Raw genomic sequence first — 16,056 nt, forward strand, 5'->3', positions numbered from 1 at the left:
CCGGTCTGCATGGGGCAGTGGCGCCGCGCCCCCCGACGTGCCGAGGGCCAGTGACGTCCGGGACGTCGTCGACGCCGACCGTGAGCTCGCCCTGCTGCGCGAGCTGATCCAGGCGGCGTCCAGCGGACCCGGCGTCGAACCGCTGGCGGAGGCCGCTGCGCGCATGATCACCGCCGCCACGGGAACGGACGTCTGCTTCGTCCACGTCCTCGATGACGCCGAACGCTCGCTGACGCTGACGGGAGCCACCCCGCCGTTCGACGCGGAGGTCGGCAAGATCCGACTGCCGTTGGGACAGGGCGTATCCGGCTGGGTGGCCAGCCATCGCGAAGCCGTGGTCATCGTGCAGGACAAGGAGTCCGATCCGCGCTACCTGCCGTTCGAGTCGCTGCGTGGCTCGGACTTCACCTCGATGGTGTCGGTACCGATGGAGACCGATCCCGGCGGCCTGGTCGGCGTACTCAACGTGCATACCGTCGCCCGGCGCGAGTTCACCAGCCGCGACGTCGAACTGCTGCTGGTGATCGGCCGCCTGATCGCAGGTGCCATGCACCAGGCGCGGCTGCACCGCCAGCTGGTCGCTCGCGAGCGGGCGCACGAGAACTTCGTCGAGCAGGTCATCGAGGCGCAGGAGATGGAGCGCCGTCGGCTGGCCGGCGACATCCACGACGGCATCTCACAGCGTCTGGTCACGCTGTCCTACCGGTTGGACGCCGCCGCCAGGGCGGTGGGCGATGACACGGCCGCGGCTGCCGAGCAGTTGGAGAAGGCGCGCGAGTTGGTCGACCTCACCCTGCAGGAGGCACGTGCGGCGATCGGTGGACTCCGCCCGCCGGTGCTCGACGACCTCGGGCTGGCTGGCGCCCTGGCCAGCCTCGCCAGGTCGATCCCCCAGGTCACGATCGACGTCGACCTGGCCGATGCCCGGCTGCCCGATCACGTCGAGATCGCGCTGTACCGCATCGCGCAGGAGTGCCTGCAGAACGTCGTCAAGCACGCGGGCGCCAGCAACGCCAGCCTCACGTTCTCGGTGGCCGAGGACACCGCGCGGCTCGAAATCGTGGACAACGGCGTCGGTTTCGACACCTTCGAGCATCCGCTCGGCGGCGACGAGATGGGCGGTTACGGCCTGCTGTCGATGGCGGAGCGGGCCGAGATCGTCGGCGGCAGGCTGAACATCCGGTCGCGACCCGGGTCGGGGACCGCCGTCACTGCGACGATCCCGCTGCCGTCGCCCTCTGCGTCCTGAGAGCTGCCGCGAAGTCGTCGACCGTGCAGTCTCATACGCCTCCCGCGGCGTGTTGCGAATCAATCCGCACGACCGACGCAGGGTGTGCGGGCAGCGGCCAGCGCCTAGAAGTCCCCGGCCCGGCGGCGCAACGTCTCGATCGACGCCGCGAGGGCCGTGGACTCCGCGGCGGAGATGCCCAAGTCGGCGAACACCTCGGCGTTGAGCGTCACCGTCGCCGCCTCGACCGTCGACCGGCCGAGGTCGGTGAGCCGGACCAGCGTGGTGCGCCCGTCGGTGGGGTGCGGAACCCGTTCCACCAGTGCGTCACTCTCTAGGCGCCGGATCGCGTGGGTGACGCTGGTGACGTGCACCTGCAATAGGTCCGAGGCCTTGGTAATCGGCAGTGCACCGCTGCTGCTGAACGCCAGCAGCCGAAGGAGCTCATACCGGGAGAAGGTCAGATCGTAGGGGCGGAGCGCCGTCTCGACGCGGGCGAGGAGGATCTGGTGGGCCCTCATCACCGACGTGACGGCCACCATGCCGTCGGCCACCTCACCCCAGCCGGCGCGCTCCCAATTCGCGCGAGCCCGGGCGATCGGATCGCTCTCCGAGGGCTCCAAGGGCTCCGTGGGCTGCGAGGACACGCCCCTTCATACCGCAGGACGACGCCGACCGCGGCAAAGTGGGGTCGGCACCGAGGGCCGTCACATCCGGCGCTCGAGCAGAACCTGGCCGGAATCGACGGCGATCAGCTGGACGGACGCGATCTGGTCCTTCGGCAGCGCGGTGTTGCCACTGGGCAGCGCGGTGGCACCCGACAGCCCCAGCCACGTCGCCACCTGCGTCTGACTGCCGTCGCGGCCGACGACCACCATGCCGAGGTTGCTCGGTGTCGCGTCCGCACCGCTGGACCACTCGCCGTAGGTGCAGGCCATGTCGATGCGCGTGCCCCACGCGAAGCCGTTCAGCGCCACGGTGGCATTGAACGGCGTCGGCGCCAGCTTGGTCATCTGCAGCTGGGCAGCGGTCGTCGTCGACTCGCCGGTGCGCAAGCCCATCAGCCCGGGACGAACCGCGACGACCAGGCCGACGGCGAGCAGCGCCGCTGCCACCCCCACCGCAGCCGACGTCAGCCACCGCGATCGACGGCGCCGCCACCGCACCCGGTCCAATACGGACTCGAGTACCTCGGCGCGCAACGGCGGAGGTTCGGCTTGTTCGCCCTCGAGGCTTCGCACGTCGTCGGGCCCGAGCAAGCCGAGCAGTGCGGGCATGCCGCTGAGCTCGGCGACCGCGGCGCGACACCGATCGCACTGGCCCAGGTGCGCCTCGAACTCGCGGCGTTCGGTGCTCGACAGCGACCCGAGCACGTACGCCGCATCCCACGTCGCGTATTGGTCGTCGTCGGTCATCGCGTCACCCCCATCTCCTGCAGATTGAGCCGCAGCGCCCGCACGGCGTAGTGCAGCCGGGACTTGACGGTTCCCTCGGCGATCTGCAGGTCCGCCGCGGTCTGTGCCACGCTCCACCCCTGGTAGTACGCGCGCAGGATCACCGCGCGATGGTCCTCGGAGAGCTGACTCAGCGCGGTACCCAGGAGCAGCTTGTCCAATGCGTTGTCCACCTCGTCGGGCCCGGCTCGGTCGGCGACCGCCTCCACGTCGGGGGTGCCGGACTCCTTGCGGAACCTGGCGCTGCGCCGCTCGTCGATGATCAGGTTGCGGGCGACGGTGAACAGCCAGGCCCGCGCGGACCGTTCCGCATCATTGGCGACCTCGGGGTGGCGCCAGGCGCGCACTAGCGTTTCCTGGACGACGTCCTCGGCGCGGGCGTGGTCGCCGGTGAGCCGCAGTGCATAGCGCCACAGAGCGGCGGCGTGCTCGTCGTAAAGCACGCGCATCATCGCGGTCTCCGGATCGTCCATGTGCAACCTCCGCCTTGAATACGAAGCGGACGTCCGCGGAGTTCACCTCAGAGCGTGAGGATTCGCGGCCCGTCGTCGGTCGCGGCGACGGTGTGCTCCCAGTGCGCGGCCCTCGTGCCGTCGGCGGTCACGACCGTCCACTCGTCGTCCAACACGATGGTCTTCGTGGTGCCGAGCGTCAGCATCGGCTCGATGGCGAGTACCGAGCCATGGGCCAGATGCGGACCGCGGCCGGGTGATCCCTCGTTCGGCAGGAACGGGTCCATGTGCATGCTTCGGCCGATGCCGTGCCCGCCATAGCCGGCCACGATCCCGTACTTGCGGTCGTGACGCGCCTCCGCGGCGTGCGTCCCGACCTCGATGGCGTGGGAGACGTCGGTGAGCCGGTTGCCCGGGACCATGGCGGCGATGCCCGCGTCCATCGCGGACCGGGTGGCCTCGGAGAGGTTCAGGTCAGCGTCGATCAGCGGGCCCACACCGAACGTGACCGCGGAATCGCCGTGCCAGTCGTCGAGGATCGCGCCGCAGTCGATGGACACCAGGTCGCCGGCGGCCAGCACCTCGTCGGCCGACGGGATGCCGTGCACCACGCGATCGTTGACCGAAGAGCAGATGCTGCCCGGGAACCCGTGGTAGCCCAGGAACGACGGAACCCCGGCACCGTCGCGGATGACGGCTTCGGCGACCTCGTCGAGGGCGAGGGTCGACACGCCCGGCTGGGCCGCCTCGCGTACGGCGCGTAGCGCGGCGGCCACCAGCGCCCCGGCGGCGGCCATCGCGTCCAGTTCACCATCGGTGCGCTGGGCGACGACCTTGCGTCCCCGAAGGCCGGGAATACCGATCATGGGTTTACTTGCCGAGTGCGCGCAGCGCGCGGGCGAACACCTCGTCGAGGGAACCGACGGCGTCGACCGTCTTCAGCTCGGCGGAGTAGAAGTCCAGCAGCGGTGCGGTCTCGTCGCGGTAGACGTTCATGCGGTTGAGGATCACGTCGTCGGTGTCGTCGGCGCGACCGCGGCTCTTCAGCCGGGTCAGCAGCTCGTCCTCCGAGACGCGGAATTCCACCACGGCGTCGAGCTTGAGGTTGCGCTTGGCCAGCATCTGGTGCAGCGCCTCGGCCTGTTCGACCGAGCGCGGGTAGCCGTCGAGGATGAAACCGTCGGCCGCGTCGGCGTCGTCGAGCCTGGAGTCGACCAGCGCGTTTGTGAGGGTGGCGGGCACGAGGTCACCCGCGTCGAGGTACTTCTTGGCCTCGATGCCCAGCTCGGTCTCGTTGCTGATGTTGTGGCGGAAGAGGTCCCCGGTCGAGACGTGCGGGATGCCGAGTTTCTCGGCGAGCTTCTCGGCCTGCGTGCCCTTTCCCGCCCCCGGGGGCCCCAGCAACACCATTCTCACTTGAGGAACCCTTCGTAGTTGCGCTGCATCAGCTGGCTCTCGATCTGCTTCACCGTGTCCAGTCCCACGCCGACCATGATCAGGACCGCAGTGCCGCCGAACGGCAGGTTCTGCACGGCGCCGGTGTTGCCGATCTCCAGGAACAGGTTCGGCAGCACGGCGATCACACCGAGGTAGATCGAGCCGGGGAGGGTGATGCGACTCAGAACGTATCGCAGGTAGTCCGCCGTCGGCTTGCCAGGACGAATGCCGGGGATGAAGCCGCCGAACTTCTTCATCTCATCAGCGCGCTCGTCGGGGTTGAACGTGATCGACACGTAGAAGTACGTGAAGAAGACGATCAGGGCGAAGTAGACCGCGATGTACACCGGGCTGGCCGGATTGGTCAGGTACTCCGCGACGAACTTGGCCCACCATCCGGTGCCCGCATCGGCGCTGCCGCTCGAGATCAGCTGGGTGATCAGGTTCGGTATGTAGATCAGCGACGACGCAAAGATGACGGGGATGACGCCGGCCTGGTTGACCTTGAGTGGCAGATAGGTCGACGTGCCGCCGTACATGCGTCGCCCGACCATGCGCTTGGCGTACTGCACGGGAATGCGGCGTTGGCCCTGCTCGACGAACACGACGCCGACGATGATGATCAACGCGGCGATGCAGACCATGGTGAACACGGTCGGACCGCGACCGTCGAGGATCATCTTGCCCTCGGACGGAATGCGGGCGGCGATGCCGGCGAAGATCAGCAGCGACATGCCGTTGCCGATGCCGCGCTCGGTGACCAGCTCGCCCATCCACATCACCAGCGACGCGCCCGCGGTCAGCACCAGCACGATGACGACCAGGGTGAAGATCGAGGAGTTGGAGATGATGTCGAGGGTGCAGCCCTGGAGCAGCCCGCCGTTGGCGGCCAGCGCCACGATCGAGGTGCCCTGCAAGAGCGCCAGCGCCACCGCCAGGTAGCGCGTGTACTGCGTCATCTTGGCCTGGCCGGATTGGCCTTCCTTGCGCAACTGCTCGAACCGCGGGATCACCACGGTGAGGAGCTGCACGATGATGCTGGCGGTGATGTAGGGCATCACGCCGACCGCGAACACCGACAGCTGCAGTAGCGCGCCGCCGGAGAAGAGGTTGATCAGCGAGTAGATCTGGGCGGAGTCCCCGCCCTGGACCTGCTGGATGCACTGCTGAACGTTGGGGTAGTTGACGCCGGGGGACGGCAGGGTGGCGCCGACCCGGTAGAGGATGACGATACCGAGGGTGAAGAGAATCTTCCGTCGGAGGTCGGCTGTCCGCAACGACGAAATGAAAGCCGAAAGCACTCTTCCTCCTGCGCAGCCGGGTACGTGTCGCGGCGTGCCGATGGGGCTGGTCCGACCAGCGCGTTATGGGTAAGTCCTGAGCGATCCGGGCGCCGGCGCACAGTCATGCCTGAAGCCAGCGCAAATCGCGCCTTGGAACAGTCTACGAGGGTAACAGTTGCGGCCCGTCGCTCCCTCACCCGATCGACGGGATTGGCGCCCCGGTGGGTACGTCAGGATCGGGGCGTACAGTCGCGATCATCTGGTTATGTGTACTAACTAAATGTGTGTGCGGGCCGCATGCACGCCACGACTGCACCACCGTCGACCGAGGAGAGACCACGTGACCCCCACCGACAGCAGGCACGAGGGTGACAGCTGGGATCTGGCCTCTAGCGTGGGGGCCACCGCCACCGCCGTGGCCGCCTCCCGCGCCACGGCGTCCAAGGGGCCCGACGCGCTCCTCGACGACCCGTGGGCCGACCCGCTCGTCCGCGCCGTCGGGTTGGATACCTTCGTCAAGGTCATCGACGGAGAACTCGACGCCGCCGACGATCCGCTGCTGAACCGCCGGGCGATGAACGAACAGATCGCGGTGCGGACCCGCTACTTCGACGACTTCTTCGTCTCGGCGGCGGCTTCCGGCATCCGACAGGCCGTCATATTGGCCTCCGGACTGGACACCAGGGCGTACCGGTTGCCGTGGCCGACCGGAACCGTCGTCTACGAGATCGACCAACCGGAGGTCATCGAGTTCAAGACGCGCACGCTATCGGATCTGGGTGCCGAGCCCACCGCGGAGCGCCGCACCGTCGCAATCGACCTGCGCGACGACTGGCCGGCGGCACTGCGGGCGGCGGGTTTCGACCCTGCCGCACCGACCGCGTGGAGCGCCGAGGGTCTCCTGGTCTACCTGCCGCCGGAGGCGCAGGACCGGCTATTCGACAACATCACCGAACTGTCGACGCCCGGTAGTCAGGTGGCAACCGAACACATGGATATGCGCGGTCTGTCCGAGAACTGGGCCGAGAAGCTCACCGAACGCACCAAGCGGATGGGCTCCGGCATCAACCTGGCCGACCTGTTCTACCTGGGTGAGCGCCACAGTGCGGCCGACTACCTCGCGTCGCACGGCTGGCGCAATGCCATCCGAACGACTGCAGACGCGTACGGCGCCAACGGTTTCGAACTACCCAATGACGAGCTCGCCGGTTTCGGTGGCGACTCCGGATACCTGACCGCGACACGGACGTAGAGGAGATCTCGTGGCGAGAACCGAAGGCGACAACTGGGACCTGGCCTCCAGCGTGGGAGCGACGGCGACGATGGTCGCCGCACAACGCGCACTGGGCCACCGGGAGAAGATGATCGACGATCCCTATGCCGAACCGCTGGTGCGCGCCGTCGGCGTCGACCTGTTCACCCGGATGCTGGACGGCGACCTGGACCTGACCGCCGTCGACCCGGCGTTCACACCCCGCCGGGCCGCTGAGGGCATGGCCATCCGCACCCGCTTCTTCGACCGGATGTTCCTCGACGGGGCGGACGCCGGAGTGCGCCAGGCCGTGATCCTGGCGGCCGGTCTCGATGCCCGCGGCTATCGGCTGCCGTGGCCGGACGGCACGGTCGTCTACGAACTGGATCAGCCCGAGGTGATCGAGTTCAAGACGACGACCTTGGCGGGGATCGGTGCCGTCCCGACGGCGACACACCGGGCACTGGCCGTAGATCTCCGCGACGATTGGCCGACAGCCCTGCAGGACAACGGTTTCGACCCTTCGCAGCCCACCTCGTGGAGCGCGGAGGGTTTGCTGATCTATCTGCCATCGGAAGCCCAGGACCGGCTGTTCGACGCGATCACCGCCCTCTCGGCGCCGGGCAGCCGCCTGGCCACCGAGCACGTACCCGATTTCGACGCGTTCACCGACGAGCGCTCCCAGCGCATGTCGGAGCGACTGAAGCAGCTCGGGTCCGACATCGAGATGGCCGACCTGGTGTATCAGGGCGACCGCAGCAACGTGGTCGACTACCTCGTCGCCCGGGGCTGGGAGGTCTCGGTGTTACCGATGCGAGACGCCTACGCCGCCAACGGTTTCGATTTCCCCGATGACGAGATGTCGGCGATGTTCGCGGACCTGCGTTACGTCAGTGCGGTACTCAAGGGCTGAGCCGACGTCAAAAGCGGTGCTCCCCCACCCACAGCACGTTGGCACCCGTCATCGATCGCTCGGCCTGCGCGAGAAGCGCTGCCGCCGAACGACCGACGAGAGCACCGACGGCATCGGGCAACGACGCCGCGGCGGGCTGTGAGGACGGCTTGGGTCGCAGCATGTCCAGCAGCGACGAACCAGGCAGCCCGACGACCTTGACCTCGGCGTCGGGCGCGAATCCGGCCAGCACCTTCGCGCGATCGATGGCGGTCCGCAGTCCGCCCAGCTCGTCGACCAGACCGCGCGCCAGAGCATCGGCCCCCGTCCAGACCCGCCCACGGGCCACGGCGTCGACGGCGTCGGCCGTCATGCCGCGGCCATCGGCGACCCGCTGCACGAAGTCGGTGTAGAAGAGGTCGGCTTCGGCCTCGACGTGGGCGTGCTGCTCGTCGGTGAAGGGCGCGTTCACCGACCACGCATCGGCATTCCGGTTGGTGCGCACCGAATCCGAGCCGATACCGAGCCGCACCTTGAGGTCGTGCGCGACCAGCTTGCCGGTCACGACGCCGATCGACCCGGTGAGGGTGCCCGCGTTGGCGACGATGGCGTCCGCCGCCATCGACACGTAGTAGCCGCCCGACGCCGCGACGGCGCCCATGGACGCCACGATCGGCTTGCCTGCCTCACGGAGCCGGACCACCTCGCGCCAGATGGTCTCCGATCCGGTGACCGATCCGCCGGGGCTGTCGACCCGCAGGACGATGGCCGAGACGTCGTCGTCGGCACCCGCCTCGCGGAGCGCCGCCGCGATCGTGTCACCACCCGCACTCGAGGTTCCCATCGGGGAGAGCGTGCGCCCTCCGCGGCCGCTGACGATGGGCCCGGCCAGCGTGACGACGGCGATGGTGGGCTTGGACTTGCGGCCGGGCAGCGAGGGCACCGGTGTTGAGCCGGTCGCGCGTGCGTAGCGCGATAGGTACAACCGCGGCGGCGCATCCGGATCGTCCGCTGAAACCTGCTCGGCACCAGCCAGTTCCGCGATGCGCGCATACGCCTCGTCACGGAAGCCGATGCGGTCGACGAGGCGGCCGGTGACCGCGTCCTCGCGCAGCAGCGGTGCATTGTCGGCGAGCGCGTCGACGTCGGCCGGCTCGAGGTGGCGGGCGGCGGCGACGGCAGCCAGCACCTGTTCGTGCAGGCTTTCGATCAGTCGCCCGTCGGCCTCGCGATGCGCGTCGGTGTAGTTCTCCTGCGTGAAGAGGTTGGCCGCCGACTTGTACTCCCCGCGGGCGACGAATTGCGCTTGCACGCCTGCCTTCTCGAGCGCCTCGCGCAGGAAGAGCGCGTTGGTCGCGAATCCCACCAGTCCCACCGTGCCCGAGGGCTGCATCCACACTTCACCGAACGCCGACGCGAGGTAGTACGACATGGTGCCGGGGTAGGTTTCGGCCCATGCCAACGAGGGTTTCGCGGCGCTGAACTCGACGATGGCCTCACGAAGCTCCTGTACCGGGCCCGGTGAGGCGGCGGCGACCTGGACGCGGGCGATCAGCCCGGCGATGCGATCGTCCTTGGCCGCGCGACGGATGGCGGCCACCGCTTCCCCGCAGCAACAGCGGCTTGCCGTTGCCGGTGAGCATCGCCAGCGGGTCGAAGCCACCGGTCTCCTGCGGCACCGCCTGGAGGTCGAGCTCCAGCACGCATCCGCTGGGCACGCCATGGTGTCGTGCCGTGTCGACCTTGCGGACGATGGAGCGCAGTTCGTTGGTACCCGGGACGTCGGTGAGGAAGCTCAACATCACACGAGCCTACCGATCACACGAAAAGGGCCCCGCACGCCGAGCGTGCGGGGCCCTACGTCAATTCGTTCCTACAGCTCGGTCACCGAGCCGCCTGCGGCGCTGATCTTCTCGCGCGCGCTCCCACTGAACTTGTGGGCGGTCAGGTCCACCTTGACGGATAGCTTGCCGTCGCCGAGAACCTTCACCAGGGTGTTCTTGCGGACCGCGCCTGCGGCGACGAGCTCGTCGACGCCGACGGTGCCACCCTTGGGGAACAGGCGGTTGATGTCGCCAAGGTTGACGACCTCGTAGGAGGTACGGAAGCGGTTCTTGAAGCCCTTGAGCTTCGGCAGCCGCATATGGATGGGCATCTGCCCACCCTCGAACGTCACGGGGACGTTCTTGCGGGCCTTGGTGCCCTTGGTACCGCGGCCGGAGGTCTTACCCTTCGAGCCCTCGCCACGGCCCTTGCGGGTCTTGGCGGTCTTGGACCCGGGCGCTGGGCGCAGGTCGTGCAGCTTGATGACGTCACTCATTTTCGGCCTCCTCAACGGTGACGAGATGGTTGACGACGGCGAGCAGGCCACGCGTCTGGGCGTTGTCCTCGCGGACTACGGTCTGACGAATCTTGCGCAGCCCGAGACTCCGCAGGCTCTCCTTCTGGTTCCAGCGCGCCCCGACGGTGCCGCGCACCTGGGTAATCTTCACTTGCCCTGATTCAGAAGCCATGACTATGCCGATCCTTCACGCGCTGCCGCAGCGGCCAGCGCTTCGCTCTCACGCCGCGCCTTGAGCATGCTCGACGGTGCGACGTCCTCGATGGAGAGTCCGCGACGGGCGGCGACTTCCTCCGGACGCTGAATCATCTTCAGCGCCGCGACCGTGGCGTGCACCACGTTGATCGCATTGTCACTGCCGAGCGACTTGGCCAGGATGTCGTGCACGCCGGCGCATTCCAGCACCGCGCGGCAGGCACCACCGGCGATGACGCCGGTACCCGCGCTGGCGGGACGCAGCATGACCACACCCGCGGCCGCCTCACCCTGAACGGGGTGGACGATGGTGCCGCCGATGAGCGGCACGCGGAAGAAGCTCTTGCGGGCCTCTTCGACGCCCTTGGCGATCGCGGCGGGAACTTCCTTGGCCTTGCCGTAGCCGACGCCGACCATGCCGTTGCCGTCTCCGACGATGACCAGCGCGGTGAAGCTGAAGCGCCGGCCACCCTTGACCACCTTGGACACGCGGTTGATGGCGACGACGCGCTCGAGGAAGTTGCTCTTCTCGCCGCCGTCACGGCCACCACGGCCGCCGCCACGGTCGTCACGACGACCGCGTCCGTCGCGGTCTCCGCCACCGCCGCCACCGCGTGGGGGCCGGCTACCGGTGGCGCCTGTTGCTCCGGCACCGGTTCCGGTTCCTGCTGTTGGCTGATCGGCCATCAGACAGTCCTTCCATCTTGAGTCTTCATTAGAACCTCAGTCCGCTCTCGCGGGCGGCGTCGGCCAGGGCGGCGATGCGGCCACCGTAGGTGTAGCCACCGCGGTCGAACACCACGGTGTCGAAGCCGGCTGCCTTGGCGCGCTCTGCGATGAGCTGTCCAACCCGAACACTGTGGGCCTTCTTGTCGCCCTCGACCGCACGTACGTCGGCCTCGATGGAGGACGCCGAGGCCAGCGTGGTGCCGGTCTGGTCGTCGACCAATTGCACGTGGATGTGGCGCGAGGAGCGGTTGACCATCAGGCGCGGACGCTCCGGCGTGCCGGCGACCTTCTTGCGCAGCCGGGCGTGGCGGCGCAGTCGGGAAACGCGACGCGTCTCGGAGACGTTCTGTCCCAGCGGCTTCCGCTTGACGGGTGCCGTATCTGTCTTGGTGTTAGCCATGGCTTACTTACCTGTCTTTCCGACCTTGCGGCGGATCTGCTCGCCTTCGTAGCGAACGCCCTTGCCCTTGTACGGGTCCGGGCGGCGCAGGCGGCGGATGTTCGCCGAGATCTGGCCGACTTGCTGCTTGTCGATGCCGGTGATCGAGAACTTGGTGGGCGTCTCCACCGCGAAGGTGATGCCCTCGGGCGCCTCGATGACCACGGGATGGCTGTATCCGAGCGCGAACTCGAGGGTCTGACCCTTCAGCGCCACGCGGTAGCCGACGCCGAAGATCTCCATCTTGGTGGTGTAGCCATCGGTGACACCGGTGACCAGGTTGGCCACCAGGGTCCGCGACAGACCGTGCAGCGAACGGCTGCGACGCTCGTCGTCGGGTCGGTTGACCACGATGGCCCCGTTGTCATCGCGTTCCACCGTTATCGGCTCGGCGATGTCGAGGGTGAGGGTGCCCTTGGGCCCCTTGACGGACACGTTGCGTCCGTCGATGGTCACGTCGACCCCAGAGGGGATCGTGACCGGCTGCTTTCCAATGCGCGACATGTCTACTTCCCCCTACCAGACGTAGGCGAGGACTTCGCCGCCCACGCCTTGTCGAGCTGCCTGGCGGTCGGTGAGCAGGCCCGAGGACGTGGAGATGATCGCCACGCCCAGGCCACCGAGAACGCGGGGCAGGTTGGTTGACTTCGCGTACACGCGCAGACCGGGCTTGGAGACTCGCTTCAAGCCCGCAATGCTGCGTTCGCGACTGGGTCCGTACTTGAGTTGCACCACGAGCGCCTTGCCGACCCGAGCATCCTCGGTGTGGAAGTCCGTGATGTAGCCCTGCTCCTTGAGGATCTCGGCGATGTGCACCTTGATCTTCGAGTGGGGCAGAGTCACTTCGTCGTGGTACGCCGAATTGGCGTTGCGCAGACGTGTCAAGAAGTCTGCGATCGGGTCCGTCATGGTCATGACAGCCAGCTCACCTTCCTCGCGGCGGTTCCCGCCGGGTTCATCACCCTTGGGGGCCTACCGCGTGCTTTCTCTAAGTTGGTCGATTGGTTTTGGCTGTTACCAGCTGGACTTCTGGACACCGGGCAGTTCGCCGGCATGCGCCATCTCCCGCAAGCAGATTCGGCACAGGCCGAACTTGCGGAACACGGCATGCGGACGTCCACACTTGTTGCAACGCGTGTAGCCGCGAACCTTGAACTTCGGCTTCTTGTTGGCCTTGTTGACCAGCGCCTTCTTTGCCATTGCTCAGTTCTCCTTGAACGGGAAGCCCAGTGCGCGCAGCAGCGCCCGGCCCTCGTCGTCATTGGTCGCCGACGTGACGACGGTGATGTCCATGCCGCGCGGGCGGTCGATGCTGTCCACGTCGATCTCGTGGAACACCGACTGCTCGGTCAGCCCGAAGGTGTAGTTGCCGCTGCCGTCGAACTGCTTGGGCGACAGGCCGCGGAAGTCGCGGATACGGGGGAGGCTGATCGAGACCAGCCGGTCGAGGAACTCCCACATGCGGTCACCGCGCAGCGTCACGCGGGCGCCGATCGGCATGCCCTCGCGGAGCTTGAACTGGGCGATCGACTTGCGGGCCTTGCGGATCTCGGGCTTCTGTCCGGTGATCAGCTGGAGGTCGTTGACCGCGCCGTTGATGAGCTTGGCGTCGCGGGCGGCGTCGCCAACACCCATGTTCACGATGACCTTGACGACGCCGGGGATCTGCATGACGTTCGCGTAGCTGAACTGCTCGTTCAGCGAGCCCTTGATCTCGTCGCGGTAGCGCTGCTTGAGGCGAGGAAGGGTCTTCGCCGACTGCTCGGTGGTTTCTGTCGTCGTCATCTCTAGATGTCCTTGCCGTTCTTCTTCGACACGCGGACCTTCTTGCCGGTCTCTTCGTCGAAGCGGTAGCCGATGCGGGTCGGGTTGCCGTCGGAGTCCACGACCATCACGTTCGAGACGTGGATCGGAGCTTCCTGCGTGACGATGCCGCCCGAGGAGGCACCGCGCTCGTTCTGCGAGACGGCGGTGTGCTTCTTGATCCGGTTGACGCCCTGGACCAGAACCTTCTCGCGCGTCGGGTAGGACTCGAGGACCTTGCCCTTGGCGCCCTTGTCCTTGCCAGAGATGACGAGGACGGTGTCACCCTTGTGCACCTTCATTTACAACACCTCCGGGGCGAGCGAGACGATCTTCATGAAGCGCTTCTCGCGAAGCTCACGACCGACCGGCCCGAAGATGCGGGTGCCGCGCGGGTCGTTGTCGGGCTTGATGATGACGGCGGCGTTCTCGTCGAACTTGATGTAGCTGCCATCGGCACGGCGGCGCTCCTTGACGGTGCGCACGATGACCGCCTTGACGACCTCGCCCTTCTTGACGTTGCCACCGGGGATGGCGTCCTTGACGGTCGCCACGATGACATCGCCGATGCCGGCGTAACGCCTACCCGAGCCGCCGAGCACCCGGATGCACAAGATCTCCTTGGCGCCCGTGTTGTCGGCGATCTTGAGCCGCGATTCCTGCTGAATCACTAGATCTCCTCGAATCGATTGCACGGCGAACAGCATCGAGCTGCTCGACGTACGCGGTCTTCGTCACCAGAGGGCACGCAGGGCGTCCGCTGTGAAAACTCAGCGGCCACCGAGGTCTGCCCGAGGCAACCCCTACATACTAGGTGAGCACGGGCAATGCACCAAATCGCTGCCGGACGCCGATCCCGGCCCTGCGCGGCGAGCCCTCAGGGAATGGTAACGGCGAAGTCCGCAGTCAACACCGACGTCGCGGCGTCGAAGGCCGGCGACCCCTCCGGTGCCGCGACGTGGATGGCCACCAGGTAGTCCTTCGTGTTCGTCCAGACGTGGGCGATGCGGTCTTCGTAGGTCTGACTCGCCGCCGCTCCGCCGGACAGCATGCCCATCAGACGCTGGCCGCTGAAACCACAGTTCTCGGCGGGCAGCACGCTGACGCTGCTGATCGGTGCGTCCGCGGTGAGGTCGTCGGCGTACTTCTCGAAGGCCGCGGCCGGGTCCAGAGCGGTCTCGGCGATGGTGACGGCACCGAACATCCCGGCGGGTCCGCTGAGCGTTAGGCCGGCGGGATCGGGGGCGGCGGTCCACCCCTCGGGCAGCGATATGACGATCCTGGGCGCGGCCGGGTCACCGATCTGCACCGTGGCCGGCGTGCCGGGCGTCGGGGGTGGGAGACACACCAGCGCGTTGGGCGGAATGGCCTCCCGGAGGGTAGGCGCCACCCCCATCGTCGGGAAGTCCGGCGTCGACGGCGCCGAGGTCATCGAAGATGACGAAGACGGTGACGTGGACGAAGCGTTGGCCGCTGAGGCCTGTGACGAGTCCGTGGAGTCGGCGACCGGGCGGCCGACGCTCGTCTCGGCGCACCCGCCGATGAGCGCGACGGCCAGGGCCGCGGTCGCCAGCCCGGACAATCTCATCGCGACAGTATGGGCCGCGGACTGCGGTCTGACGGCGCTTCGGCTCAGCCGTCCACCACGCACCGGAAGCCGATGTGGGTGGTGGCGCTGTCCTGCGACTGAGACGAGCGCGCGCTCGGCCGGTAGCGGTGGCAGTACTCCGGTGCGCACAGATGCGATCCGCCCTTCAGGGTCTGGTTCACGGCCGGGTCCGGTTCGTGCGATGGCGTGCAGCATCCCTTCGACGAGTCGGTGTCGCCGAGGTGGTGTCGGGTGTACCGCGTCGAGGTCCACTCCCATACGTTGCCGATCATGTCGAGCAGTCCGAACTGGTTCGGCGGGAACGATCCGACGGGCGACGTTCCCACCCATCCCCTCGCTCCGTCGTTGCGGTACGGAAAGCGGCCCTGCCACGTGTTGGCCATGAGCTCGCCGCCCGACGCCACCTCATCACCCCACGCGTAGGTCGTCGATGCCGTGCCGCGAGCGGCATACTCCCATTCGGCCTCGGTCGGCAGCCGACGACCGGCCCACTGCGCGTATGCCGCGGCGTCGACATAGGACACCTGCACCACGGGATGGTCGGCCCGGTCGTCGATCGTGCTGCCCGGGCCGAAGGGCTGACGCCAGGACGCGTCCGGCGCCCAGTCCCACCACTGCCGCCAGTCGCTCAGGTCGACGGGTCCCCGCGTCGGCCGGAAGACCAGCGCACCGGGCACCAGGTCGGCCTCCGCCACCCCGGGGTAGAGGGCGGGGTCCAGTGGTCGCTCGGCCACCGTCAGGTAGCCGGTGTCCTGGACGAAGCCGGCGTACTGCGCGTTCGTCACGGGATGGCGTTCGATGGCGAAGGCGGACACCGCCGCGGTGTGCACGGGCGCCTCCTCCGGATAGAACGCCGTCGACCCCATCTGGAAGGTGCCGCCCGGTAGCTCCACCAGCTCCGTCAGCATGGTGCCCAGGGTAGGCCGTGCGTCCGGACGGGAG

General features: G+C 67.8%; 21 protein-coding genes and 1 pseudogene. 3 read left to right on the forward strand and 19 right to left on the reverse strand.

Going from position 1 to position 16,056, the window contains the following annotated elements:
• Positions 1-37: 37 nt before the first annotated feature.
• Positions 38-1,249, forward strand: coding sequence for a GAF domain-containing sensor histidine kinase (locus QUE68_RS23280; protein WP_284231293.1), 1,212 nt, complete (start codon positions 38-40; stop codon positions 1,247-1,249).
• A 104-nt stretch (positions 1,250-1,353) separates the two neighbouring features.
• On the opposite strand, the gene QUE68_RS23285 is transcribed toward QUE68_RS23280, so the two are convergent.
• Genes QUE68_RS23285 through secY form a run of 6 tightly spaced genes read right to left on the reverse strand, consistent with a single transcriptional unit; the run spans position 1,354 to position 5,872 of the window.
• Complete coding sequence (locus QUE68_RS23285; RefSeq protein WP_284228635.1) at positions 1,354-1,875, reverse strand: MarR family transcriptional regulator; 522 nt, start codon at positions 1,873-1,875, stop codon at positions 1,354-1,356.
• A 60-nt stretch (positions 1,876-1,935) separates the two neighbouring features.
• Complete coding sequence (locus tag QUE68_RS23290; protein WP_284235109.1) at positions 1,936-2,643, reverse strand: anti-sigma factor family protein; 708 nt, start codon at positions 2,641-2,643, stop codon at positions 1,936-1,938.
• Complete coding sequence (locus QUE68_RS23295) at positions 2,640-3,155, reverse strand: sigma-70 family RNA polymerase sigma factor (protein ID WP_284228637.1); 516 nt, start codon at positions 3,153-3,155, stop codon at positions 2,640-2,642. Before QUE68_RS23295 ends, QUE68_RS23290 begins: the two co-directional genes overlap by 4 nt.
• 47 nt (positions 3,156-3,202) lie before the next feature.
• A complete protein-coding gene (gene map / locus QUE68_RS23300; RefSeq protein ID WP_284228638.1) occupies positions 3,203-4,000 on the reverse strand; it encodes a type I methionyl aminopeptidase in 798 nt (265 codons plus the stop codon).
• 4 nt (positions 4,001-4,004) lie between these two features.
• Entirely contained in the window at positions 4,005-4,550 is a 546-nt protein-coding gene (locus tag QUE68_RS23305; RefSeq protein ID WP_284228639.1) for an adenylate kinase, read from the reverse strand.
• Positions 4,547-5,872, reverse strand: a complete 1,326-nt coding sequence (secY, locus tag QUE68_RS23310) for a preprotein translocase subunit SecY (RefSeq protein ID WP_284228640.1) — start codon at positions 5,870-5,872, stop codon at positions 4,547-4,549. The genes QUE68_RS23305 and secY overlap by 4 nt, the downstream gene beginning before the upstream one ends.
• Before the next feature lie 322 nt (positions 5,873-6,194).
• Between secY and QUE68_RS23315 the strand changes: the two genes are divergently transcribed.
• A complete protein-coding gene (locus QUE68_RS23315; protein ID WP_284228641.1) occupies positions 6,195-7,106 on the forward strand; it encodes a class I SAM-dependent methyltransferase in 912 nt (303 codons plus the stop codon).
• Between the two features lie 10 nt (positions 7,107-7,116).
• Positions 7,117-8,019 carry a class I SAM-dependent methyltransferase gene (locus QUE68_RS23320; protein ID WP_284228642.1) on the forward strand — a complete coding sequence of 301 codons (903 nt, stop codon included), beginning with the start codon at positions 7,117-7,119 and terminating at the stop codon, positions 8,017-8,019.
• 7 nt (positions 8,020-8,026) lie between these two features.
• On the opposite strand, the pseudogene sppA reads toward QUE68_RS23320, so the two are convergent.
• The 13 genes and pseudogenes from sppA to QUE68_RS23385 all read right to left on the reverse strand — a co-directional run bounded on the left by sppA (position 8,027) and on the right by QUE68_RS23385 (position 16,022).
• Positions 8,027-9,800, reverse strand: a pseudogene (gene sppA / locus QUE68_RS23325) (signal peptide peptidase SppA).
• Positions 9,801-9,871: 71 nt separating this feature from the next.
• Positions 9,872-10,318 (reverse strand): 50S ribosomal protein L15, encoded by a 447-nt coding sequence (rplO, locus tag QUE68_RS23330; protein ID WP_284228644.1) that lies wholly within the window; start codon positions 10,316-10,318, stop codon positions 9,872-9,874.
• A complete protein-coding gene (gene rpmD, locus QUE68_RS23335) occupies positions 10,311-10,511 on the reverse strand; it encodes a 50S ribosomal protein L30 (RefSeq protein ID WP_284228645.1) in 201 nt (66 codons plus the stop codon). Before rpmD ends, rplO begins: the two co-directional genes overlap by 8 nt.
• Before the next feature lie 2 nt (positions 10,512-10,513).
• Complete coding sequence (gene rpsE, locus QUE68_RS23340) at positions 10,514-11,224, reverse strand: 30S ribosomal protein S5 (protein WP_454786386.1); 711 nt, start codon at positions 11,222-11,224, stop codon at positions 10,514-10,516.
• A 25-nt stretch (positions 11,225-11,249) separates the two neighbouring features.
• Positions 11,250-11,663 (reverse strand): 50S ribosomal protein L18, encoded by a 414-nt coding sequence (rplR, locus tag QUE68_RS23345; protein WP_284228647.1) that lies wholly within the window; start codon positions 11,661-11,663, stop codon positions 11,250-11,252.
• 3 nt (positions 11,664-11,666) lie between these two features.
• Complete coding sequence (gene rplF, locus QUE68_RS23350; protein ID WP_284228648.1) at positions 11,667-12,206, reverse strand: 50S ribosomal protein L6; 540 nt, start codon at positions 12,204-12,206, stop codon at positions 11,667-11,669.
• Between the two features lie 12 nt (positions 12,207-12,218).
• The gene (gene rpsH, locus QUE68_RS23355; RefSeq protein WP_056557199.1) at positions 12,219-12,617 is read right to left on the reverse strand and encodes a 30S ribosomal protein S8; all 399 of its coding nucleotides are present in this window, start codon (positions 12,615-12,617) and stop codon (positions 12,219-12,221) included.
• 99 nt (positions 12,618-12,716) lie between these two features.
• Positions 12,717-12,902, reverse strand: coding sequence for a type Z 30S ribosomal protein S14 (locus QUE68_RS23360; protein WP_056557202.1), 186 nt, complete (start codon positions 12,900-12,902; stop codon positions 12,717-12,719).
• Between the two features lie 3 nt (positions 12,903-12,905).
• The gene (gene rplE / locus QUE68_RS23365) at positions 12,906-13,487 is read right to left on the reverse strand and encodes a 50S ribosomal protein L5 (RefSeq protein WP_284228649.1); all 582 of its coding nucleotides are present in this window, start codon (positions 13,485-13,487) and stop codon (positions 12,906-12,908) included.
• A gap of 2 nt (positions 13,488-13,489) precedes the next feature.
• A complete protein-coding gene (rplX, locus tag QUE68_RS23370; RefSeq protein ID WP_284228650.1) occupies positions 13,490-13,807 on the reverse strand; it encodes a 50S ribosomal protein L24 in 318 nt (105 codons plus the stop codon).
• Positions 13,808-14,176, reverse strand: coding sequence for a 50S ribosomal protein L14 (rplN, locus tag QUE68_RS23375; RefSeq protein WP_056557578.1), 369 nt, complete (start codon positions 14,174-14,176; stop codon positions 13,808-13,810).
• Positions 14,177-14,382: 206 nt separating this feature from the next.
• Positions 14,383-15,093 carry a hypothetical protein gene (locus QUE68_RS23380; RefSeq protein WP_286274538.1) on the reverse strand — a complete coding sequence of 237 codons (711 nt, stop codon included), beginning with the start codon at positions 15,091-15,093 and terminating at the stop codon, positions 14,383-14,385.
• Between the two features lie 44 nt (positions 15,094-15,137).
• Positions 15,138-16,022, reverse strand: coding sequence for a formylglycine-generating enzyme family protein (locus QUE68_RS23385; protein WP_286274539.1), 885 nt, complete (start codon positions 16,020-16,022; stop codon positions 15,138-15,140).
• Between the last annotated feature and the right edge of the window lie 34 nt (positions 16,023-16,056).

It is taken from the genome of Mycolicibacterium sp. TUM20985 (genome assembly GCF_030295745.1).
GTDB lineage: Bacteria > Actinomycetota > Actinomycetes > Mycobacteriales > Mycobacteriaceae > Mycobacterium.

Bases quoted from the DNA above. Each gene is read 5' to 3' on its own strand.
- QUE68_RS23290 (WP_284235109.1), bottom strand. From the start codon at position 2,643: ATGACCGACGACGACCAATACGCGACGTGGGATGCGGCGTACGTGCTC.
- QUE68_RS23295 (WP_284228637.1), bottom strand. From the start codon at position 3,155: ATGGACGATCCGGAGACCGCGATGATGCGCGTGCTTTACGACGAGCAC.
- map (WP_284228638.1), bottom strand. From the start codon at position 4,000: ATGATCGGTATTCCCGGCCTTCGGGGACGCAAGGTCGTCGCCCAGCGC.
- rplO (WP_284228644.1), bottom strand. From the start codon at position 10,318: ATGAGTGACGTCATCAAGCTGCACGACCTGCGCCCAGCGCCCGGGTCC.
- rpmD (WP_284228645.1), bottom strand. From the start codon at position 10,511: ATGGCTTCTGAATCAGGGCAAGTGAAGATTACCCAGGTGCGCGGCACC.
- rplR (WP_284228647.1), bottom strand. From the start codon at position 11,663: ATGGCTAACACCAAGACAGATACGGCACCCGTCAAGCGGAAGCCGCTG.
- rplF (WP_284228648.1), bottom strand. From the start codon at position 12,206: ATGTCGCGCATTGGAAAGCAGCCGGTCACGATCCCCTCTGGGGTCGAC.
- rpsH (WP_056557199.1), bottom strand. From the start codon at position 12,617: ATGACCATGACGGACCCGATCGCAGACTTCTTGACACGTCTGCGCAAC.
- QUE68_RS23360 (WP_056557202.1), bottom strand. From the start codon at position 12,902: ATGGCAAAGAAGGCGCTGGTCAACAAGGCCAACAAGAAGCCGAAGTTC.
- rplE (WP_284228649.1), bottom strand. From the start codon at position 13,487: ATGACGACGACAGAAACCACCGAGCAGTCGGCGAAGACCCTTCCTCGC.
- rplX (WP_284228650.1), bottom strand. From the start codon at position 13,807: ATGAAGGTGCACAAGGGTGACACCGTCCTCGTCATCTCTGGCAAGGAC.
- QUE68_RS23380 (WP_286274538.1), bottom strand. From the start codon at position 15,093: ATGAGATTGTCCGGGCTGGCGACCGCGGCCCTGGCCGTCGCGCTCATC.
- QUE68_RS23385 (WP_286274539.1), bottom strand. From the start codon at position 16,022: ATGCTGACGGAGCTGGTGGAGCTACCGGGCGGCACCTTCCAGATGGGG.